This window comes from Bradyrhizobium sp. AZCC 1678 (genome assembly GCF_036924765.1).
Classification (GTDB): domain Bacteria; phylum Pseudomonadota; class Alphaproteobacteria; order Rhizobiales; family Xanthobacteraceae; genus Bradyrhizobium; species Bradyrhizobium algeriense.
Genome location: NZ_JAZHSE010000001.1, coordinates 5,631,008 through 5,649,490, shown reverse-complemented (window position 1 = coordinate 5,649,490; position 18,483 = coordinate 5,631,008). Strand labels below are relative to the sequence as shown.

The window sequence follows — 18,483 nt, the reverse complement described above, 5'->3', positions numbered from 1 at the left end:
CGACGGAACGCAGGCGTGCCGCAAGCTTCGTATTCATCCGCCGTTGACGCCGCGCCATCGACCATAACGCCACGGCAGATACCATCGCGCGCCAGGCGGTGCCGTGAGCGGGACATTGTCGATGCCGGATGTGCCCCAGGGTTGGCAGCGCAGGATCCGCGCCAGCGTCATCCATCCGCCGCCCCATAGACCGAAGCGTTCGATTGCTTCGTCGCCATACACCGAGCATGTCGGCAGATGCCGGCAGTTGTAGCCAACCAGCAGCGATAGTGTGTGGCGATAGATCCAGATCAGCCCGCGCCCTGCATTGCGCGGCAGACGACGGACAGTGTTGGCACAATCCGTGCAGTGTTTTGGAGGTGACGATGAATGATCCGCGGGCGCCATGCTGAACTATGTACGTAGTTTTTCGGGTGTTCCCAAGCGCGGAACTCAATGCGTGCAGATATTTACGCCACAGTTCGCAACTATCGCACCGCAGTATACCGGAGCACGCCAAGGTATTATGGACGACACAGGACAGGACAGTTACCGTTTCAGCCACGCTTCGATGACAGAATCATGTCGCGTTGAAGTGGGGCCGTTGCCATCGCTCCCTAAAGGGGGCTGCTTGGGGGAAGGAACCAAATTGAGGTTTGCAAGGTCGCTGAAAATTCGCGGCTGGGCGCTTCTCGGCGCCACCGCCTTTTGTCTCGCATTGCCTGGCGCGATCACGACGCTGGGCAACTCGGCGCACGCCGGCGGCACCCTCGAAGAACGCAAGCAGCCGATGCATTTCAAGTGGAATGCTTGCCAGCCCGATTGCAGGGGCTGGGTCTCAGCGGTCGGCATCGTGACATCAGATAGTCCGAGAGAGTTCGACGAGTTCGCCAAGGGCCGCCAGCTCGCCGGCGCGACCATCGTGCTGGATTCCAGCGGCGGCTCGGTAAACGATTCCATCGCGCTTGGCCGGCGGTTCCGCGGTCTCGGCGCGCTGACCACGGTAGGCGCCACCGTGCGCACGCAGGCCCCGCAAGGCGAACGCGCGAGCGTGACGCCGGAAGCCCATTGCGAGTCAATGTGCGTGTTCCTGCTTCTCTCGGGCAAGACCCGTTACGTGCCGCCGGGCGCCCATGTCCGCGTGCACCAGATCTGGATGGGCGATCGCGCCGACGACGCCAAGGCCGCGACCTACACCGCGCAAGACCTGATGATCGTGGAGCGCGACATCGGCCGGCTCGCGAAATTTACCTTCGACATGGGCGGCACCGGCGATCTGCTCTCGCTCGCGCTCAGCGTGCCGCCGTGGGAAGATCTGCACGAGATGTCGCGCGGTGAATTGCGCCTGACCAATCTCGTCACGACCGATGCGGTCGCCGATGTGTTCCCGCAGGACAATGCGTCAGTGCCGATGGCGGAGGCGAAGCCTGCCAAGCCGCAGGACCGCTTCGTCAGTTCCGCCGTCGAGAGCGACGCGCAACCGCAGGGCAAATCCACCAAGACCGCCGAGGCCGCGGCTCCGACCGGCGGCTCCGCGACTGCGCCGGCCCCGCCGCAGCAGAAGTAAAACGCATCTACACAAGCGGTGTCGTCATCCGCCTTGTGCGCAATTGCGCACTGGGGCGGATGATCCAGTACGCCGCAGCATCTGTAAATTGATCGGGATTTCTCGGCGTACTGGATGCCCGCCGGAGCCTGTCATCGGGCTCGCCGCAGGCGAGACCCGTTGGCGGGCATGACGACGGTGTATTAGGCAGGACTGATCCCTTAACGGGACTTATCCCTTAAGCCTGCGCCGGCTGCTTCGCTCTGGCTTCGATCTGGCCGATGGCATCTACCACGGCGTCGAAGGTCAGCATGGTCGAGGCGTGGCGGGCCTTGTAGTCGCGAACCGGTTCCAGCAAGGCGATGTCAGCCCATTTGCCTTGCGGGGGACCGCCGTTTTCCTTCAGCATCTTGCGCACGGTTTCTCGCAGTTCACGTAACTCGCCAGCCGTCGAGCCGACCACATGGCTTGCCATGATCGAGGAGGAGGCTTGTCCCAGCGCGCAGGCCTTCACGTCATGGGCGAAGTCGGTGACCACGGGTCCCTCCATCTTCAGGTCGACCTTGACGGTCGAGCCGCACAGTTTGGAGTGGGCGGTGGCGCTGGCATGGGGGTCGGGGAGGCGGCCGAGGCGGGGGATATTGCCCGCCAGTTCGATGATCCGCTTGTTGTAGATGTCGTTCAGCATGAGAATCGGTGTCCCGGGCGGCGGTCTGAGCGCCCTTGGCGGCTGGGTTTCATCGTCCTATATATGGACAGGAACGGCCGAAAAACAGCCCGGCCTTTCGCCGAGGCGTGCCGAAATGGAAACCAATTCGCCCGCCAACGTATTGTGATGGGACTCAGGCGTCCGGCGGCAAAACCGCCCCCGTCTGCCCGGTGACACTCCGGTCCTTCGGGCCGGTCGAACGGAGAAGACATGGACGCATTGATCAAATCCCTCCGCCCCGGCAAGGCGCCTGACTTGAAGCCTTCTGAGGTCAAATCGCCCGACGTGGCCCCGGAAACACGCCCGGCCGAGCTCGATCCGGCCGAGTTCCTGGCGGCTGCCGTTCGCGCCGACCTGCCGCGCCCGTCGCGCGCGGAGGCCGAACAGGCCGTGCACGTCCTGCTCAGCTATATCGGCGAGAATCCCGGCCGCGAGGGCCTGCTGGATACGCCGCGCCGGGTGGTCGAAGCCTTCGACGAACTCTATCAGGGCTACCACCAATGCCCGGCCGAGGTGCTCGACCGCACCTTTGGCGAAACCGCCGGCTATGACGATTTCGTGCTGGTCCGCGACATCGAATTCACCTCGCAATGCGAGCACCACATGATGCCGTTCTACGGCAGGGCGCATATCGCCTATACGCCCGTGGAGCGGGTGGTCGGCCTGTCGAAGCTGGCGCGGCTGACTGACATTTTTGCTCGCCGCCTGCAGACCCAGGAGCACCTGACCGCCCAGATCGCGGCCGCGATCGACGAGGTCTTGAAGCCCCGCGGCGTTGCCGTGCTGATCGAGGCGGAGCATACCTGCATGTCGGTGCGCGGCGTCGCCAAGCATGGCGCGATGACGTTCACCAGCCGGTTCACCGGCATGTTCCGCGACAATCCGGCGGAACAGCAGCGTTTCCTGTCCCTGGTGCGAGGACCGAGCCGGTAACCTCGCTTGAATTTTGGCGAGGTCTGCCGTGTCCACCTCAAAACATGATCACGATCGCGAAGAAGGGCTGGATTTCCAGCCCAAATTCGACGCGTCCGGGCTCGTGACCGTTGTCGCGACCGACGCTGCGACCGGCGACGTGCTGATGGTCGCGCACATGAATGACGAGGCGCTGCGCAAGACGATCGCGAGCGGCGAGGCGTGGTACTTCAGCCGTTCGCGCAGTGCGTTGTGGCGAAAAGGTGAGACGTCGGGTCAGACCCAGCGCGTGGTCGAGATGCGCCTGGATTGCGATCAGGACGCGGTCTGGATCAGGGTAGAGCAGATCGGCGCCGCCTGTCACACCGGCCGGCGCTCGTGTTTCTACCGCAAGGTCGATTCTTCTGCCGATGGCGGCGCGCGATTGTCATTCGTCGACGCGGACCGGCAGTTCGATCCAAGCAAGGTCTACCGCAAGTGATCTCGTCATTTCCGGGTTCGCATCTTCGATGCCCCCGGAATGACATCGCAGAGACTTTAACCCCCTATTAACCATAATTGCGGCAGTCTCGACCGCGTATAGGCGCTGATTGCCAGGGCCTTGAGAGCCCGCGCGGTCGTTTCGCGAGGAGCGGGGCACCAGAAACATGTCGGTCGACACAACGAGCGCCACGGCTGCGGCAGGTGTCGATCCCACGCGCGTGAAGATCGCGGGTTCGATCAGGCAGGCTGCCTCGACCATCGGCACCAGCTTCGAATATCTGCTCGCCACCGCGAAGATGGAATCCAATTTCAACCCGAAGGCCGCCGCCACCACCTCGTCGGCGCGGGGGCTGTTTCAGTTCATCGACCAGACCTGGCTCGGCACGGTGAAAGAGGCGGGCGCCCATCTCGGCTACGGCAAATATGCCGAGGCCATCACCAAAGATCCTTCCGGCAGCTATTCGGTCAGCGACCCCGACGCGCGCGCGGCAATCATGAAGCTGCGCGACGATCCGGAAGCCGCCTCGTCGATGGCGGCGGTGCTGACCCAGTCCAACAGTTTCAAATTGACCGGCAAGATCGGCCGCCGCCCGACCGACGCCGAACTCTATATGGCGCATTTCATGGGCGTCGGCGGCGCCGGCAAGCTGATCCAGAGCGCCGAAGACAATCCGAACGCTTCCGCCGCGCGGATGTTTCCGAACGCGGCCGCGGCCAACCAGTCGATCTTCTACGACCGCTCGGGACAGGCCCGCAGCGTCTCCCAGGTCTATTCGGTGCTGAACACGCGCTACGCGGCTGCCGCCAGTTCGCCGGTGACGCGCACCGCGATGGCGGCCGCCGGCGGCGATCTGCCGAGGCGTATCACGGTCGCGAGCAACGCCGCGCCGGCGACGACGGCGATCGACAACGCAGCCTATCTGTCGAGCTTCCCGGATCAGCGCAGCGTGACGCCGGTTGCCGCAACGTCGCAGACTGCCGCTGCGTCACCCGAGCCGATCTTCCGTTCGCTGTTCCAGGCTGGCGAACGCTCGCAGCCGATCTCCCCGGCGGTGCAGGAATTGTGGGGCAGTAATTCGTCGCTAACCTCGGTTGCGTCAGCAATCCCGGTTGCGTCAGCAACCTCGGTTGCCTCCGCGAGCACCGTGTTGTCGGGACACAAGCCCGAGGTGCGCGCACCCGGCCGGCTCGATCTCTTTAGCGACCGCAACGGCACGTTCAGCAGCTAGTTTGTAGGGGGGCAAAACGCAGGTGCCCACCATTCAAGAACACCGACGTGGATAGACGGTGGGCACGGCGCAAAAGCGCCTTTGTCCACCCTACGCAACTCACCCTGATCGACGACAATGGTGATGGAGCAGGGTCCTTTGCGCGGGATTCCCTGCCGGATGTGCCAACGCCCATCATCTGGTGAACCGCTCGAACGCTTCGGCGATCTTCATCGTTGTTGGCTCGCGGAAGCCGGGAGAGGAAAGGTTCCATTATCCCGACGACGCCATCAAACACTAACGAGGCGTTGTCGCGCCCTTAACAAAACGTCAATAAAACCAGCCGTTTATGGTGAACCCTTTGTTAAGCGTCGTGGTTTATTTTTTCTAATAGTGGCACCGCGTCACGGTGTCGTCACAGGTTGCGTAAGCCAGGACCATGATCGTTCGGCAGTTCATTAGTTGGATTCGTACCGCTCCGGCAGGCGAGCGGGCAGAGGCGACGCGGGCTTTGGCGCGGGCCTGGTTGATTTCAGATCTCAGCGAGGACGATCGCATCGCCGCCGAAGGCGCGCTGCTGATGCTGCTCGACGATCCGTCGCCGCTGGTCCGCCAGGCCATGGCGGAAGTATTTTCGCGCAGCCCGGACGCGCCGGCAGCGATCGTGCAGGCGCTCTCGCTCGACCAGCCCTCGATCGCGCTGCCGGTACTCGAGCATTCACCGCTTCTGATCGATGCCGACCTCGTCGACATCGTCGCGACTGGCAACAGCGACATGCAATGCGCCATTGCCCGCCGCATCAACCTGCCGCCCTCGGTTTCCGCTGCCATTGCCGAAGTCGGCTCGGCGGCCGCAGCGCTCGAACTGATCGAAAACGCCTACGCCGAACTGGCGCCGTTTTCCTGGGACCGCATCGTCGAACGTCACGGCCATCTCGCCGCGATCCGGGAATCGATGCTGGTGCTGGAAGGCCTTCCCGCCGCCACCCGCGTTGCGCTGATCGCCAAACTCTCCGACACACTGGCGCAATTCGTCGTCGCGCGTAACTGGCTGAGCGCCGACCGGGCAGGGCGGCTTGCGAGCGAAGCGCGCGAGCGCTCGACCATGAATATCGCGGCGCGTTCGCGCGGTGAGGACATGCAGGGCTTGGTGCAGCACCTGCGCGCCACCGGGCAATTGACGGCAGGCCTGATCCTGCGCGCGCTGTTGTCGGGCAATATCGAGCTGTTCGATGCGGCGCTGGCCGAACTGGCCGATCTGCCGCTGGCCCGCGTGACGGCGCTGCTGCACGACCGCGGCGGCGCCAGCCTGCAGGCGCTCCTGATCCGCGCGGGTCTTCCCGAATCGACCTTCGCGGCGTTTCGCGTGGCGCTCGAGGTCAGCCATGAAACCGGCTATGTCGATACGATTGGAGGCGCGGCGAGGCTGCGCCGCCGCATGGTCGAGCGCGTGCTGACCCATTGCGAGACCGACCGCAAGGCCGCCGAGCCGCTATTGATCCTGCTGCGGCGCTTCGCGACCGAGTCCGCGCGCGAAGAAGCCCGCATGTTCTGCGAGGAACTGGTTGCCGACGAAGCGTTCGTGCCGCCCGAGCGCGATCTGATCGCGGCGTAAATTCGAAAATTTCGTAGGGTGGGCAAAGCGAAGCGTGCCCACCATCTTCAACGCATGATCGGAAACATCAATGGTGGGCACGGCGCAAGTGCGCCTTTGCCCACCCTCATATGAGGCCTTTTGAGTCAAGCATCCCAACCGGGGCTTGGATGTGATTTTTTGCATTCGGCGGAGCGGCGGCGCGCGGAGCCATGCGTAGCGCAGCGTGCCGCCGCGGTCGGTGCGCTCAGGAACTGGCTTCCGGCGATTTATGCAGCAGCTCACTGCATCACCTCATATCCGGTCGGGCGGTTACAGCCCGGTACCCACATTCCGCATGCTTGCGGCGAGGAAGCCACCAGGATGAGACCCATCTACGAAGCGGCCTGTTGATTTGGCCCAAGGGTGGCACGGTCATCATCCATTCCGCGCTGACCGCGGCTGGTGCCGCGACGCTGACGCGTTGCTTGAAACGGTTACGGCTTTGTGGCCTTGAGCAGGGCTCCTTCGGGGACCAGGCCGGTTGTGAGATAGCGCCAGAGCGCCACCATCAGCTTGCGCGCCAAGGCCACGATGGCGATGCGCTTGTTGCGCTTGCTGGCGTTGTTGTGGGTGCGGCTGCGGAACCATCGGGTGAGCGCACTCTCCGGCTGATGCCGCAGCCACAGCCAGGAAAGTTCGATCGCGGCGCAGCGGGCGCGCGGGTTGCCCGCCTTGCTGATGCCCTGGTCGCGGTCGATCCCGCCGCTCTGCCACGGACTGGGCGTCAGCCCGAAATAGCTCGCGACCTCACGCCGGTTGCGGAAGTCCTTGTAGAACACCTCGCTGGCCAGCGTCGTCGCGAACGCCGGGCCGAGGCATTTGAGCCGGAGCAACAGTTCGCTGCGCTCCGCCATCTGCGCCGCCGCAGGTGCCGGATCCGCTTGAGCCTGTGCCTGTGCGAGCCGCTCGAGCTGTTCGCGTACCAGCATCAGCCGCGCGTGCTCGTACTTGATCTCCGCCAGCATCCGTGGCGGCACCGCCTGGCCCTGCCAATCCCGCTGCGTCGCCAGCCAGTTCAGCCAGTCGCGCCGGCGCGGGTTCCCGACCGCCATGCCCAACAGCCGCAGCAGCGCCTTGATCCGGCTGGTGTGCGCGGTCTGTTCCTTGATCAGCCGGCCGCGTTCGCGGCTGGCGCGGCGGGCGTCCTCTTGCTCCGGCGCAGGTACCCGCACGATCCGTACCACCTGCGGCTCACCGCGCAGATACGCCATCAGCGTCCGCAGCATCTTCTCGCCGTCGATCCGGTCGGTCTTCACCCGACGCGCCCGCTGATCCACCGCAATGCTCGCAGGGTCAAACACGTAGTTCGTGATCCCGGCCGCCATCAGAAGCCGGTGCAGCCAGAACCCGTCGTAGCCGGCCTCGTAGCAGCTCACCACCGCCGGAATGGCTCCCAGCGCCCGAGCCGCCCGGTCGCGCTCCCGACCGATCAGTGCCAGCAACTCGGCATGATCTCCTCCCTCCAACTTATGGCGGGACATCTTGCCTTTGTCCGGGCTGTGCAGCGTCACCAGCCAGCTCTTCTGACTCAGTTCGATTGCAACGAAAATTGTGCCACAATGGTCGACGGTGGGCGTGTCTACGGTCGATGCTTGCATCTGACTCTCCGATGGTTCGAGTGTGGAAACCCAAACCTACCGGAAAGGCCACGCTCACCGCCCCATGGAATCTACGAAGCTGCGACAACGCGAGAGAGCGGCGACTCTCACTCCGCCGGCACAATACTCGGCGCCAGGATCGCTTCGAGATGTTCGGGGCGGTCGCGGTTGACCTTGAGCAAAAATTCGTCCGCGACCCCGCGCAGTTGCTTGCTGAGCTTGCTCGCCATCGTGGCGGTGTCGAGCTTGGTGCGTTCGCGCACGATCGCCTGAATGGCGTTGATGTGGTGGGTGATCAACTCCGCCGGGACCTGGTCGAGGTCGGGCGCGTGTTCGATGATGCGGCAGAGGCTTTCGGCGGCAGCACCCGCGGAAGGGAAGCCGAACGTGGCGGCGTCGCCCTTGATGTCGTGGGCGGCGCGAAACAGCTCTTCGCGGTTGTCGACGGTGAAGCCGTCGCGGAGAACGACCGCATGCGCCGCCGAGAGCCGGTCGGCCTCGATCGTCATCCAGTTCTTGAATTCGCCGGACAGTCCGGCGAGCGCCTTTTCCGCGCGCCCGACGGGATCGTCGAGGTCGGATTCGGGAACGCGCAGCAATACCTTGCGCAGGGGATTGGGCTGCGTGATCACGTGGTGATCGCCAAACGACTTGACCTGTATCGTCCCGGGCTTTTCTTTCGCCATGATGGTCTCTCCAGGCCGGCGCTAGACGGCCGAGCGCGCCTTGTCGAGCAGCGACGGCTGTTGCATGACTTCCACCTCGCCGCCGACGCGGCGCTCGGGGCCGATATAGGCATTGTTGGTGTTGCGCCGGCGGTCCGGGCCGAAATAGGTCTTGGTCTTGATGAAGGGGCGCGGGTTGGCGACGACGTTGAGAATGCGCTGATAGAGTCCCTTGGCCGAGATCGGCTTCGCCAAAAACTCGGTGACGCCGGCATCGCGTGCGACGGTCACGCGGCGCTTCTCCGAATGCCCGGTCAACATGATGATCGGCGCGTAGGGGTTGCCCTTCGATTCTGGCTGCCGGATCATCTGCGCCAGTTCGAGGCCGTCGAAGATCGGCATCGACCAGTCGGTGATGACGATATCGGGCACGTAGTGGCTGTACATTTCCAGCGCGGTGGCGCCGTCCTCGGCCTCATAGGCCTCGCGCGCGCCGAACGAATGCAACAGCGTCCGCAAGATGCGGCGCATGTGCGGATTGTCGTCGCAAATCAGAAACCGCAGCTTGTTGAAGTCGATGCGATACATGGTCCGGCCCGGCCCAGCAAAACAGTATACTGGTGTTAACCATATCGCGGCGCTCGTTAAGGAATGGTTGCGAAGCCGGCCTATCAGGCTCGCGCGAATACCCGGTGGCGCTACTTTTTTCGGATAGGAACCCGGCTCAAAGTCAACGGGCGGTCACCGGGCGGGCGTCAGGACCCGAACTGCTCGCGCAGGATGCGTTCCTCGAGGCTGTGACCGGGGTCGAACAGCATCCGCATCGAGATCGTCTTGTCGGACAGCACCTCGACGCGGCAGACATCGCGCACGTCGTCATGGTCGGCGGCGGCCGCGACCGGACGTTTCTCGCCCTCGAGCACCTCGATGACAACGAAAGCGGAGTTGGGGAGCAGGGCGCCGCGCCAGCGGCGCGGGCGGAAGGCGCTTATCGGGGTCAGCGCCAACAGCGCGGCGTTGATCGGCAGGATCGGCCCTTGGGCCGAGAGATTATACGCGGTGGAGCCGGCCGGCGTCGCCACCAGGATGCCATCGGCGATCAATTCCGCCATCCGCTCGTGCTCGTCGATCAGGATGCGCAGATGCGCGGCCTGGTTGGTCTGGCGAAACAGCGCGACCTCGTTGATGGCGTGATGCAGGTGCACCGTGCCATGGATGTCGGTGGCGCGCATCAGGAGCGGATTGATCAGGGATTCCCGTGCCGCCGCCAGCCGCGTCTGCAGGTCGTGCGTGGTGTATTCGTTCATCAGGAAGCCGACGGTGCCGCGATGCATGCCATAGATCGGCTTGCCCGAGCGCATGTGGCGATGCAGCGTCTGCAGCATCAATCCGTCGCCGCCGAGCGCCACCACGACGTCGGAATCGTCGGCATCATGATTGCCGTAGAGCTTGACGAGCTGCGCCAGCGCGGCCTGCGCCTCGGTGCTCGCGCTTGCGACAAAGGCGATCCGGTCGTATCGCTTGGGGGTGGCCATCGGACGACGAACTCTCGGGTAGCGCCAGGATTGGGTGGCGCCGGATTGCGCCGCGCTCGTCTATACACCTTAGGCAGGCTTGTCGAGATAGCCGGGCGGCTCTTTCGCGCCGGTAACGTAAACCGCTGGTCATCAGGGCGTCATTTTTCCTGCAACGTCCGGATCGGGTCCCAATCCTCGCCCGGCGGGTTTTGGGCCAATTCCCGGGCCCGCGCCGCAAACAACGATGCCGGCCGGTCGATGTCGGCCGAACGGCCGAAATACTGCGCGGCGCGCCCGAATTCGCGGGCCCGCCACTGCGCAAGCCCGTCGGCGTAGTCGGTGATCAATACCGCTTGCGAGGATGTCAGCCCGGCCGACAGCGCCAGCAATTCGTAGATTTTCAGCGCCTGGGTTCGCCCCTTGACCCTGATGGCGTCGAGTTCGCGCCAGGCGAAGGCTTCGCCGGTGAGGGCTACAGTGGTCTCGGAAGCGATGACGGTGGTGCCGTAGAATTTGTTGGCGCCCTCCAGTCGCGAGGCGAGATTCACGGCGTCGCTCATCACCGAGTAGTTGAAGCGCCGCCGCGATCCGAAATTGCCGACCAGCGCCTCGCCGGAATTGATGCCGATCCGCTGCGCCAGCTTGTATTCCTGGAACAGGGCGGATGAAGCGTTGAGTTCGGCCAGTTGCGCGCAACAATCCAGCGCGGCGCGCGCCGCATTGGCGGCATGATCGGGGTCGTCCGCCGGCGCGCCGAACACCGCCACGACGGAGTCGCCGATATATTTGTCGACATATCCGCCGTGACGCTCGATGACGTCGGTCATCGCCGAAAGATATTCGTTCATCAGCTCCATCAGGTTGTCGGGCGACATCTTTTCCGCGATCAGCGAAAATCCCTCGATGTCGGAGAAGAACACCGTCACGTCGCGGGTTTCGCCGCCGAGTTCCGGCAATTTGTTCGACGACAGCATGCGGTTGATGACGTGCGGGGCGAGGTAGAGCGCAAAGCTTTTCTGCAGCAGGCGGCGGTCCTTGTCGGCGATGACGAAGCGGAAGCCGATGGTGGCGGCAAGCGCGAACAGGCTCGCCAGGAGCGGCTCGGCGATCGGCAGCGCCAGCGCATGGTTGAAGGCGATCGTGGCGCCGGCAATGCTGGCCACGATCACGGCCATCCAGGCCAATGCTGCGCTGAGCGGCCGAAACCGCCACGCGGCAACCGCCGCCAGCACCGCAAACAGGGTAGAGATCAGGAAGCGCACCAGCGGGCCGGGTTCGACCACCGCGTTGCGCGAGATCAGATTGTTGACCGCCGTCGCGTGGATATAGACGCCCGCGATCGTGCTGATCCTGAAGCTGGCCATGACCGGCGTGCTCTCGGCCGCGCAGCGCGGTGCGCGCGCGCCTTCGATGCCGGTCGCAAAGCGCTTGGAGGTCTGCCGGCGATCCTCGATATCGAGAACGCTGCCGAAAATGACAACCTTTCCGGCGAACCAGCGCCGAAAGTAATCCTTGTCGTTCTTGACGGCGCAGGCGCGCAGGTCGGCAAACGAGAAAGTCGGAATGTCGTCGGCACCGCCCTCGAAGTTCAGCGTCATCGTGTTCGGAACCCGGCCGGGGACGCGGTAGCCGGCAAGCGTCAGCCTGCCGCGCTCATCGAACTCTGGTGCCGCGCCCAGCGCCCGCGACGCCAGCTCGACCGCCATCGAGGGCACCTTCGCCCCGTTGACGGTGAAGCCCAGCGGCAGCCGTCGCACGATATCGTCGCTGTCGACGAAAACGTTGAGCGGGCGGATGTTCTGCTGCTGGCGTACCGCGACGCGCTGTCCGGGCGATGGCCTGACCGACTGGTTGCCGCCCAGGGTTTCTCCGAGCACCACCTTGCCGTTCGCCGCCGCAACGGCAAGCGCACGAAGGAAGTCGCGGTCGAAGCCGCGGACTTTCTCACCGAGCATGCCCTCGCCGAACGGAATCTCCGACTGCTCGATCGAGTTCTGGATCACCATGTCGAAGCCGGCCACCTTGGCGCCGCCTTCGAGCGTCGCTGACAGCACGCGGCCGATCTCTCCGGTCCAGGTCAGCATCGGCGCGCCCTTCAAGGGGGCGGTGCGCATGCTTTCCTCGTCGATCGCGACGACGACTGCCGGCGAAGCGGCCGGATCATGGCTGCGGCCGAACATCTCCCAGCGCAGGGCGGTGAGGATATCGAGGGAGAGCCCGCGGATCGGTCTGGCCACCGGAGAAATCGAAGCCGCCGCGCAGACCAGCGCGATGGCGGCAACCACCATCCTGTTGCGCGTGCTGCGCCGGATTCTCAAGCGGGATGGCCCGTCACGCCTATTCCATCCGCAGCAACCGGCCGACGATCGGCGTCGCGCCGGCCCTGGCCTGCGGGTCTACCCTGAAGACAATCCGCGATGATTTGAACGTTGCGGCATAGAGGCCGCCTGGAGCCAGCGCGACGTTCTCACTGGCGAAATCGAGGAACCGTCCCTTGAGCTGGGTGCCGCCAAGACTAATCTCCTGACGCTCGCCCGGCACGTCGAGGCGCCGGATAACCAGCTTGCCGCGGCCTTTGGCTTCCACCAGCGGCGATGCTCCGTAAAGCGTGAGCTGCGACTGCGGCAAGGAGGCCGTGTTGTCGACACTGCGCAGCACGGTGGCGGCGACGCCGCTGGTCTCGCGCGTGGTCGCGTTGGCCTGGCTGGGATCGCAATTCGTCCTCTCGGCCTTGACCTCGGCGAGGTGGACGGCGCTCTCCTCGGTGCCGACGACGACGGTGCCGGCACCGCTGATCGTCTCGCGCCGGCATGACTTCAGGTAGCTGAGAATGACCGAGCCGCCGTCGCCGATCTTGATGACCGCCTTGGGCGTCACATAGTCCATGAATTCCGCGCCGGTGACCTTGCCCTGGACGTCCTCGACCACCGCGACCGGCGAATCTGCGATCGCCGGGGAGGCCAGCGCCAACAGGCCGAGACAAACAGCAATCGAACGTTTCATTTTAAGTCCCCATTGAAAAGCGCAGGTTCATTAGTCGCGCCAGCGCCTGAATGGTTGCATGGATGATCAAAAATACCTGGCCGGTGCGCCGGTGGAACCGACCGATAGCACCTGACGGCCGGCGAGGACAACCACCGGGCGCACTGACCGCTTTCTCACGCGATGCTGTCGGGATTGTGATTTTCGAAAAGATTTGTGCTTGTTGTGCATCAGGGCCTCATTGTCGCAGTGTTACGGCAGAATCCGTGGGGCGGCTGGATCGCGGGGCGCGCAGGGAGCAAACGGCATGGCTTTTCGTTTCACGGCGACGCGCCCCGCGCGTCTTGCCGCTGCCCTTCTGGTCGTGTGTTGGGCAAGCAGTGCGCGCGCCGAGGAGGCCAGTTCGCCAACCTCGCAGCAGCCGGCCGCGGCCGCGGCCACACCGTCGCCATCGGGCCAGAAGGGCGGAGCAGGGCGGGGCGCCGCCGTGCCAGCGCCCTCTGCCGCCGAACAACACCGTCTGCCGCCGGATTCCACCACCACGCAGACGCTGGCACTGCCCGGCCGCACGCTCAACTTCACAGCCACCGCAGGCTCGATCCGAATATTCGACGACAAGGGCGAGCCGCAGGCCGATATCGCCTACACCTCCTATCAACTCGACGGCGCCGATCGCGCAAGCCGGCCGGTGACGTTTCTGTTTAACGGCGGCCCCGGCGCGTCCTCGGCTTGGCTGCAGTTCGGCGATGCCGGCCCTTGGCGCATCTCGATCACGGGTGAGAGCGCCGTATCGTCAGCGACGCCTGATCTGCTGCCCAACGCCGAGACCTGGCTCGACTTCACCGATCTCGTCTTCATCGATCCCGTCGGCACCGGCTACAGCCGCTTCGTTGCGTCCGGCGAAGACGTGCGCAAGCGGTTCTTTTCGGTCGATGGCGACGTCAGTTCGATCGCGCTCGTGATCCGGCGCTGGCTGGAAAAATACGACCGTTTGCTGTCGCCGAAATTCGTCGCGGGCGAGAGCTATGGCGGCATTCGCGGGCCGAAAATCGTCCGCAATCTGCAGACCGAGCAGGGTGTCGGGGTGCGCGGGCTGATCCTAGTGTCGCCGTTGCTCGACTTCCGCGACTTTTCCGGCTCGAGCCTGCTGAAATATATGTACAGCCTGCCGAGCATGACGGCGGTGGCCCGTGAAGCCAGGGGCGAGACCAGGGGGCGGGTGACGCGCGCCGATCTCGCCGACGTCGAGCGTTACGCGCAAGGCGAATTCATCGTCGATCTCCTCAAGGGGCAGGCCGACAAGGAGGCAACGGCGCGGCTCACGGACAGGGTGGCAACGCTCACCGGGATCGATCAGGCGGTAAGCCGCAGGCTTGCCGGGCGTTTCGAGGTTGGCGAATTTCGCCGCGAATTCGACCGGCGCAACGGCCGGGTGACCGGGCGCTACGACGGCTCGGTATCAGGCTTCGACCCCTATCCGGATTCCAACACCGCGCATTTCGGTGATCCGTCCGGCGATCCCCTGATGGCGCCGCTGACGAGCGCAGCCGTCGACCTCGCAACGCGCAAGCTCAATTGGCGGCCGGATGGCTCGTACCAATTGCTCAGCAACAGCGTGAACAGGTCGTGGGATTTCGGCCGCGGGCCGGCCGAGTCGGTTTCACAGCTTCGCGAGATTCTCGCGCTCGATCCGAAAATGAAACTGCTGGTCGGACACGGGCTGTTCGATCTCGCCACGCCGTATTTCGCGTCCAAGGTCCTTCTCGACCAGTTGCCGGCCTATGCGAGTGCGGACCGGGTGAAGCTCGTCGTCTATCCCGGCGGCCACATGTTCTATTCGCGTGACGGCGCACGTCAGGCGTTCCGCGCGGAGGTCGAGGCGGTAATGAAGTGACAACAAAAAACCGGCGCGTCCTTACGACTGCGCCGGCTGTTCGCAATGACGTGGAGAGGTTAGTGCATCAATAAACCAATCCCGTGCCCGGCGGCTTTTCCAGCGCGGCGGCGAGCGAGCGATATTCCTCGCTTGTCGTGCCGGTGAGCTGAGCGATCCGGTTCAGGTGATATTGCGCCTGGTCGCGGTTGCCCTGTTCGACCTGCCACAGGCCGTAATACTGCCAGGTCTTGACGTGGCTCGGATCGGCCTTGAGCGCGCGCTCGTACCAGATCTGCGAGACCTTGTAGTCGCCGAGCTTGCGATAGGAGTAGCCGATCAGGTTGGCGACGGCGGCCTGGTCGTCACGGCCGAGCGCCTTGAGCTGCGTAATCGCCGAGGTGTAGTCGTGGCGGTCGTAGATCGCGGCGTAGGCGGCGCGATAACCGTCAGCGAATGCGGTCTGCTCGATGCCCGGGCGGGCTTCGCTGGATTTCTTCTTCTTCGGCGGCGGCGGCGGATCGTTATCGGGTGCGGCGTAGACGACGCTAACGACGGGGGCCGCCGCGAGCGTGAGCGACAACATGGCAAGGGTCAAAAGTCTGATCGCAAGTCTATTCATGCATCTCTCCTGATGGCCGGTTCGGCAATCCTACACCGAAGCCCGTTGATTTGAACCCCCGGCGGCCGAGAACATTCCCGCACCGCTTCCCTCGATTTTCGCCAATTTTCATCGGCGGTCGCCGTCACCGGACATGACGAAGATGTCATTCAGATGAACGGAATCGAAAAGTCCGATTCAGGAGCGGTTCAGTGCGCAACCGCTAGCGTCGCCTGCATGATCGGCGAGCCCGGCCTTTCGACCGGAAATGCCCGCGGGTCCCATGGAGAAGGAGACAACCATGCTCAAGACCATTACCGCAGCGCTCGTTGCCGTTTCCGTTCTCGCCGCGCCTGCACTTGCCGGCACGACTGGCAAGACCGCGCAGGCTCCGGTGAACAAGTCCACGCAGGCACCTGTCATCAAGGCTGAGGGCAAATCGAAGGCGCTGAACGCCAATGCAAGGATGGGCCGCCATCACAAGCATTATCGACATCATCGCCACCACAAGCACATCGGCTTGCACAAGACGCATGCGAAGCATATCGCGGTCAAGCACGTGACGCCGGCCGCAAAACGCAGCTGAATCTGATTCGCTGGCGCGCGTTTCGCCCCCATTGCCCCCGCGCCTTGCGAATGACAGACCAGCCCACGCGCCATTTGCTTCGCTAATGGCCGTGGGCTGGCGCGCGCGCTCAACTTTTCGAGAGCGAAGCGAGGAGATAACCGAGTTGCGAATTCCATTTCGCCGCCGGGCGGTCTAAGAGACGGCGAAGGGCAGGGGAAGAGTTCGCTTGAGACGTTCGGCCAAATTCGCGGCGATGATGTTGCTGCCGATCATGCTGTCGGCCTGTGCCGCCGCCGTCGATGACAGCAAGCCGATCACCTTTACCGACGATCGCGGCGTCTCCAGCCAGCCGTTTCCCAAAAATTTCCGCGCCGAAATACTGTCGTTCCTGAAGACCTATCTCAACGATCCCGTCGGCGTGCGCGACGCCGTGATGGCCGAGCCGGTCGAGCGCGTCATCGGCGGGCGGCTGCGCTATGTCGCCTGTCTCCGCTTCAGTCCGCGCGAGTCCGACGGCAGCTACCGCGAGCCGCGCGAACGCGCCATCCTCTTCGTCGACGGTCGCCTCGACCGCATCATCGAAAACGCCGTCGAGCCCTGTGCGGGGATGGCGTACGCGCCATTCGCGGAACTGGAGAAAATGACGCGCTGATCGCGCGCGTCTGGCTGAGAGCGCGGCTTGGCCGGGTCGGTGTTGGCAGAGTCCTTTCCTTCGCGGATTCCATGCTGGCCTCCACACGAGACTGTGATGCCTTGCACCCATCTGCATCGCATACGATTAAATCGGAAGGGTCGACATCGGGGTTGATGCATCATTTATATCGCATACGATCAAATCGCATCAGATATAGCCGGAGTGAGAATCCATGTCCCAGCACACCAATCCAGACCGGCGCCGCTTCCTCGGTACCGCCGCCGTGACGCTTGCGGCGGTGCCGTTTGCCATGAGCGGCGCGCTCTTTGCACAGCCCGGCGACGCCAAGCCCGGCGCGGGCGCGATCAGGCCGGGCGCCCACACCTCGTTTGCCGCGCTGAAACAGGTCGAGGCCGGCGTACTCACGATCGGTTATGCCGAAGCCGGGCCCGCCGATGGTCCCGTCGCCATCCTCCTGCACGGCTGGCCCTACGACATCTACGCCTTCGTCGACGTCGCCCCGGTGCTGGCGTCGGCCGGCTTCCGGGTGATCGCGCCCTGGCTGCGCGGCTACGGCACGACGCGCTTCCTCTCGGGCGACACGCCGCGCAACGGCCAGCAGGGCGCGCTCGCTACCGACGTCATCGCCCTGATGGATGCGCTGAAGATCGACAAGGCGGTGGTCGCCGGCTTCGACTGGGGCGCGCGGACCGCCGACATCGTCGCGGCGATCTGGCCGGAGCGGGTCAAGGCGCTGGTCTCGGTCAGCGGCTATCTGATTGGCAGCCAGGAGGCCAACAAGAAGCCGTTGCCGCCATCGGCTGAACTGCAATGGTGGTACCAGTATTACTTCGCGACCGAACGCGGCCGGCTGGGCTACGAAAAATACCGGCGCGAATTTTCAAAGCTGATCTGGCAGCTCGCCTCGCCGAAGTGGAATTTCGATGACGCCACCTTCGAGCGCAGCGCGGCGTCCTTCGACAACCCCGACCATGTCGCCATCGTGATCCACAACTATCGCTGGCGGCTTGGTCTCGCCCCGGGCGAGGCGAAATACGACGAGCTGGAAAATCGGCTGGCCGAATTCCCCGCCATCGCCGTGCCCACCATCACCCTTGAAGGCGACGCCAACGGCGCGCCGCATCCGGACCCCAAGGTCTACGCCAGGAAGTTTTCCGGCAAATATGCCCACCGCCTCCTCACTGGCGGGATCGGACATAACCCGCCGCAAGAGGCGCCGCAGGCCTTTGCCGACGCCGTCATCGAAGTGGCTCGCTCTTGAAGGGAGCCAGGCCCCAAGGAGCCAGGCCCCAAGGGAGCTAGGCCCCGCCAAGGGAACAAGGGGCCCCGCCGGTGGCCGTGAAGCCTGCCGGCGGGGGCGTCCGCATTTGCGCTGTTTCCCGGGACGGAACCGTGAACGAATTCGGATCACTTTTCGGCGAGGGTTGAACCTTGCCTTAGTCATCCCGGACATCAACTAAGCGGGAAACCACCTCCTTAATGGAGGGAAAAGCCCTATGTGCAAGGGAACTAAAGCGTTTTGTTGCTGTGCCGTCACAGTGGCGCGCCATC

The 18,483-nt window shown here is 64.2% G+C and carries 18 protein-coding genes; 9 read left to right on the top strand and 9 right to left on the bottom strand.

The features are described 5' to 3' along the window. Window positions 1–33 precede the first annotated feature (33 nt). Window positions 34–387, bottom strand: coding sequence for a membrane protein insertion efficiency factor YidD (yidD, locus tag V1294_RS27200; protein WP_334501456.1), 354 nt, complete (start codon window positions 385–387; stop codon window positions 34–36). A 241-nt stretch (window positions 388–628) separates the two neighbouring features. Between yidD and V1294_RS27195 the strand changes: the two genes are divergently transcribed. Next, complete coding sequence (locus V1294_RS27195; protein ID WP_334501454.1) at window positions 629–1,546, top strand: hypothetical protein; 918 nt, start codon at window positions 629–631, stop codon at window positions 1,544–1,546. A 217-nt stretch (window positions 1,547–1,763) separates the two neighbouring features. On the opposite strand, the gene V1294_RS27190 is transcribed toward V1294_RS27195, so the two are convergent. Then, complete coding sequence (locus V1294_RS27190; RefSeq protein ID WP_108516799.1) at window positions 1,764–2,213, bottom strand: iron-sulfur cluster assembly scaffold protein; 450 nt, start codon at window positions 2,211–2,213, stop codon at window positions 1,764–1,766. Window positions 2,214–2,444: 231 nt separating this feature from the next. Here V1294_RS27190 and folE point away from each other — a divergent pair, with 231 nt between their 5' ends. From folE to V1294_RS27170, 4 genes are all read left to right on the top strand, one after another. Then, window positions 2,445–3,167: a GTP cyclohydrolase I FolE gene (folE, locus tag V1294_RS27185; RefSeq protein WP_108516801.1), complete on the top strand. Its 723-nt coding sequence runs from the start codon at window positions 2,445–2,447 to the stop codon at window positions 3,165–3,167. Between the two features lie 28 nt (window positions 3,168–3,195). Further along, window positions 3,196–3,627 (top strand): phosphoribosyl-AMP cyclohydrolase, encoded by a 432-nt coding sequence (gene hisI, locus V1294_RS27180; protein WP_334501452.1) that lies wholly within the window; start codon window positions 3,196–3,198, stop codon window positions 3,625–3,627. Window positions 3,628–3,793: 166 nt separating this feature from the next. Further along, window positions 3,794–4,858: a transglycosylase SLT domain-containing protein gene (locus V1294_RS27175; RefSeq protein WP_334501449.1), complete on the top strand. Its 1,065-nt coding sequence runs from the start codon at window positions 3,794–3,796 to the stop codon at window positions 4,856–4,858. A gap of 418 nt (window positions 4,859–5,276) precedes the next feature. Further along, window positions 5,277–6,452, top strand: coding sequence for a DUF2336 domain-containing protein (locus V1294_RS27170; RefSeq protein WP_108516815.1), 1,176 nt, complete (start codon window positions 5,277–5,279; stop codon window positions 6,450–6,452). Window positions 6,453–6,907: 455 nt separating this feature from the next. On the opposite strand, the gene V1294_RS27165 is transcribed toward V1294_RS27170, so the two are convergent. From V1294_RS27165 to V1294_RS27140, 6 genes are all read right to left on the bottom strand, one after another. Further along, entirely contained in the window at window positions 6,908–8,071 is a 1,164-nt protein-coding gene (locus tag V1294_RS27165) for an IS110 family transposase (RefSeq protein WP_334495839.1), read from the bottom strand. A 107-nt stretch (window positions 8,072–8,178) separates the two neighbouring features. Next, on the bottom strand, window positions 8,179–8,757 hold the full coding sequence (locus V1294_RS27160) for an Hpt domain-containing protein (RefSeq protein ID WP_334501447.1): 579 nt from the start codon (window positions 8,755–8,757) through the stop codon (window positions 8,179–8,181). A gap of 21 nt (window positions 8,758–8,778) precedes the next feature. Then, window positions 8,779–9,324, bottom strand: coding sequence for a response regulator (locus V1294_RS27155; RefSeq protein WP_025590237.1), 546 nt, complete (start codon window positions 9,322–9,324; stop codon window positions 8,779–8,781). 167 nt (window positions 9,325–9,491) lie between these two features. Next, the gene (locus tag V1294_RS27150) at window positions 9,492–10,271 is read right to left on the bottom strand and encodes an NAD kinase (RefSeq protein WP_108516819.1); all 780 of its coding nucleotides are present in this window, start codon (window positions 10,269–10,271) and stop codon (window positions 9,492–9,494) included. 140 nt (window positions 10,272–10,411) lie between these two features. Beyond that, a complete protein-coding gene (locus V1294_RS27145; RefSeq protein WP_334501445.1) occupies window positions 10,412–12,541 on the bottom strand; it encodes an adenylate/guanylate cyclase domain-containing protein in 2,130 nt (709 codons plus the stop codon). Window positions 12,542–12,590: 49 nt separating this feature from the next. Continuing rightward, window positions 12,591–13,256, bottom strand: a complete 666-nt coding sequence (locus V1294_RS27140; RefSeq protein ID WP_334479347.1) for a hypothetical protein — start codon at window positions 13,254–13,256, stop codon at window positions 12,591–12,593. Between the two features lie 286 nt (window positions 13,257–13,542). Here V1294_RS27140 and V1294_RS27135 point away from each other — a divergent pair, with 286 nt between their 5' ends. Continuing rightward, window positions 13,543–15,129, top strand: a complete 1,587-nt coding sequence (locus V1294_RS27135; RefSeq protein WP_334501443.1) for a S10 family peptidase — start codon at window positions 13,543–13,545, stop codon at window positions 15,127–15,129. Window positions 15,130–15,196: 67 nt separating this feature from the next. Here the strand turns inward: V1294_RS27135 and V1294_RS27130 are convergent, their stop codons facing one another. Continuing rightward, entirely contained in the window at window positions 15,197–15,730 is a 534-nt protein-coding gene (locus V1294_RS27130; RefSeq protein WP_108516829.1) for a tetratricopeptide repeat protein, read from the bottom strand. 280 nt (window positions 15,731–16,010) lie between these two features. Between V1294_RS27130 and V1294_RS27125 the strand changes: the two genes are divergently transcribed. The 3 genes from V1294_RS27125 (at window position 16,011) to V1294_RS27115 (ending at window position 18,193) form a co-directional block, all read left to right on the top strand. Beyond that, entirely contained in the window at window positions 16,011–16,295 is a 285-nt protein-coding gene (locus V1294_RS27125; protein WP_334501439.1) for a His-rich protein BRANT, read from the top strand. A gap of 208 nt (window positions 16,296–16,503) precedes the next feature. Beyond that, entirely contained in the window at window positions 16,504–16,929 is a 426-nt protein-coding gene (locus tag V1294_RS27120) for a hypothetical protein (protein ID WP_334479353.1), read from the top strand. Between the two features lie 214 nt (window positions 16,930–17,143). Further along, the gene (locus V1294_RS27115; RefSeq protein WP_334501436.1) at window positions 17,144–18,193 is read left to right on the top strand and encodes an alpha/beta fold hydrolase; all 1,050 of its coding nucleotides are present in this window, start codon (window positions 17,144–17,146) and stop codon (window positions 18,191–18,193) included. Window positions 18,194–18,483 lie beyond the last annotated feature (290 nt).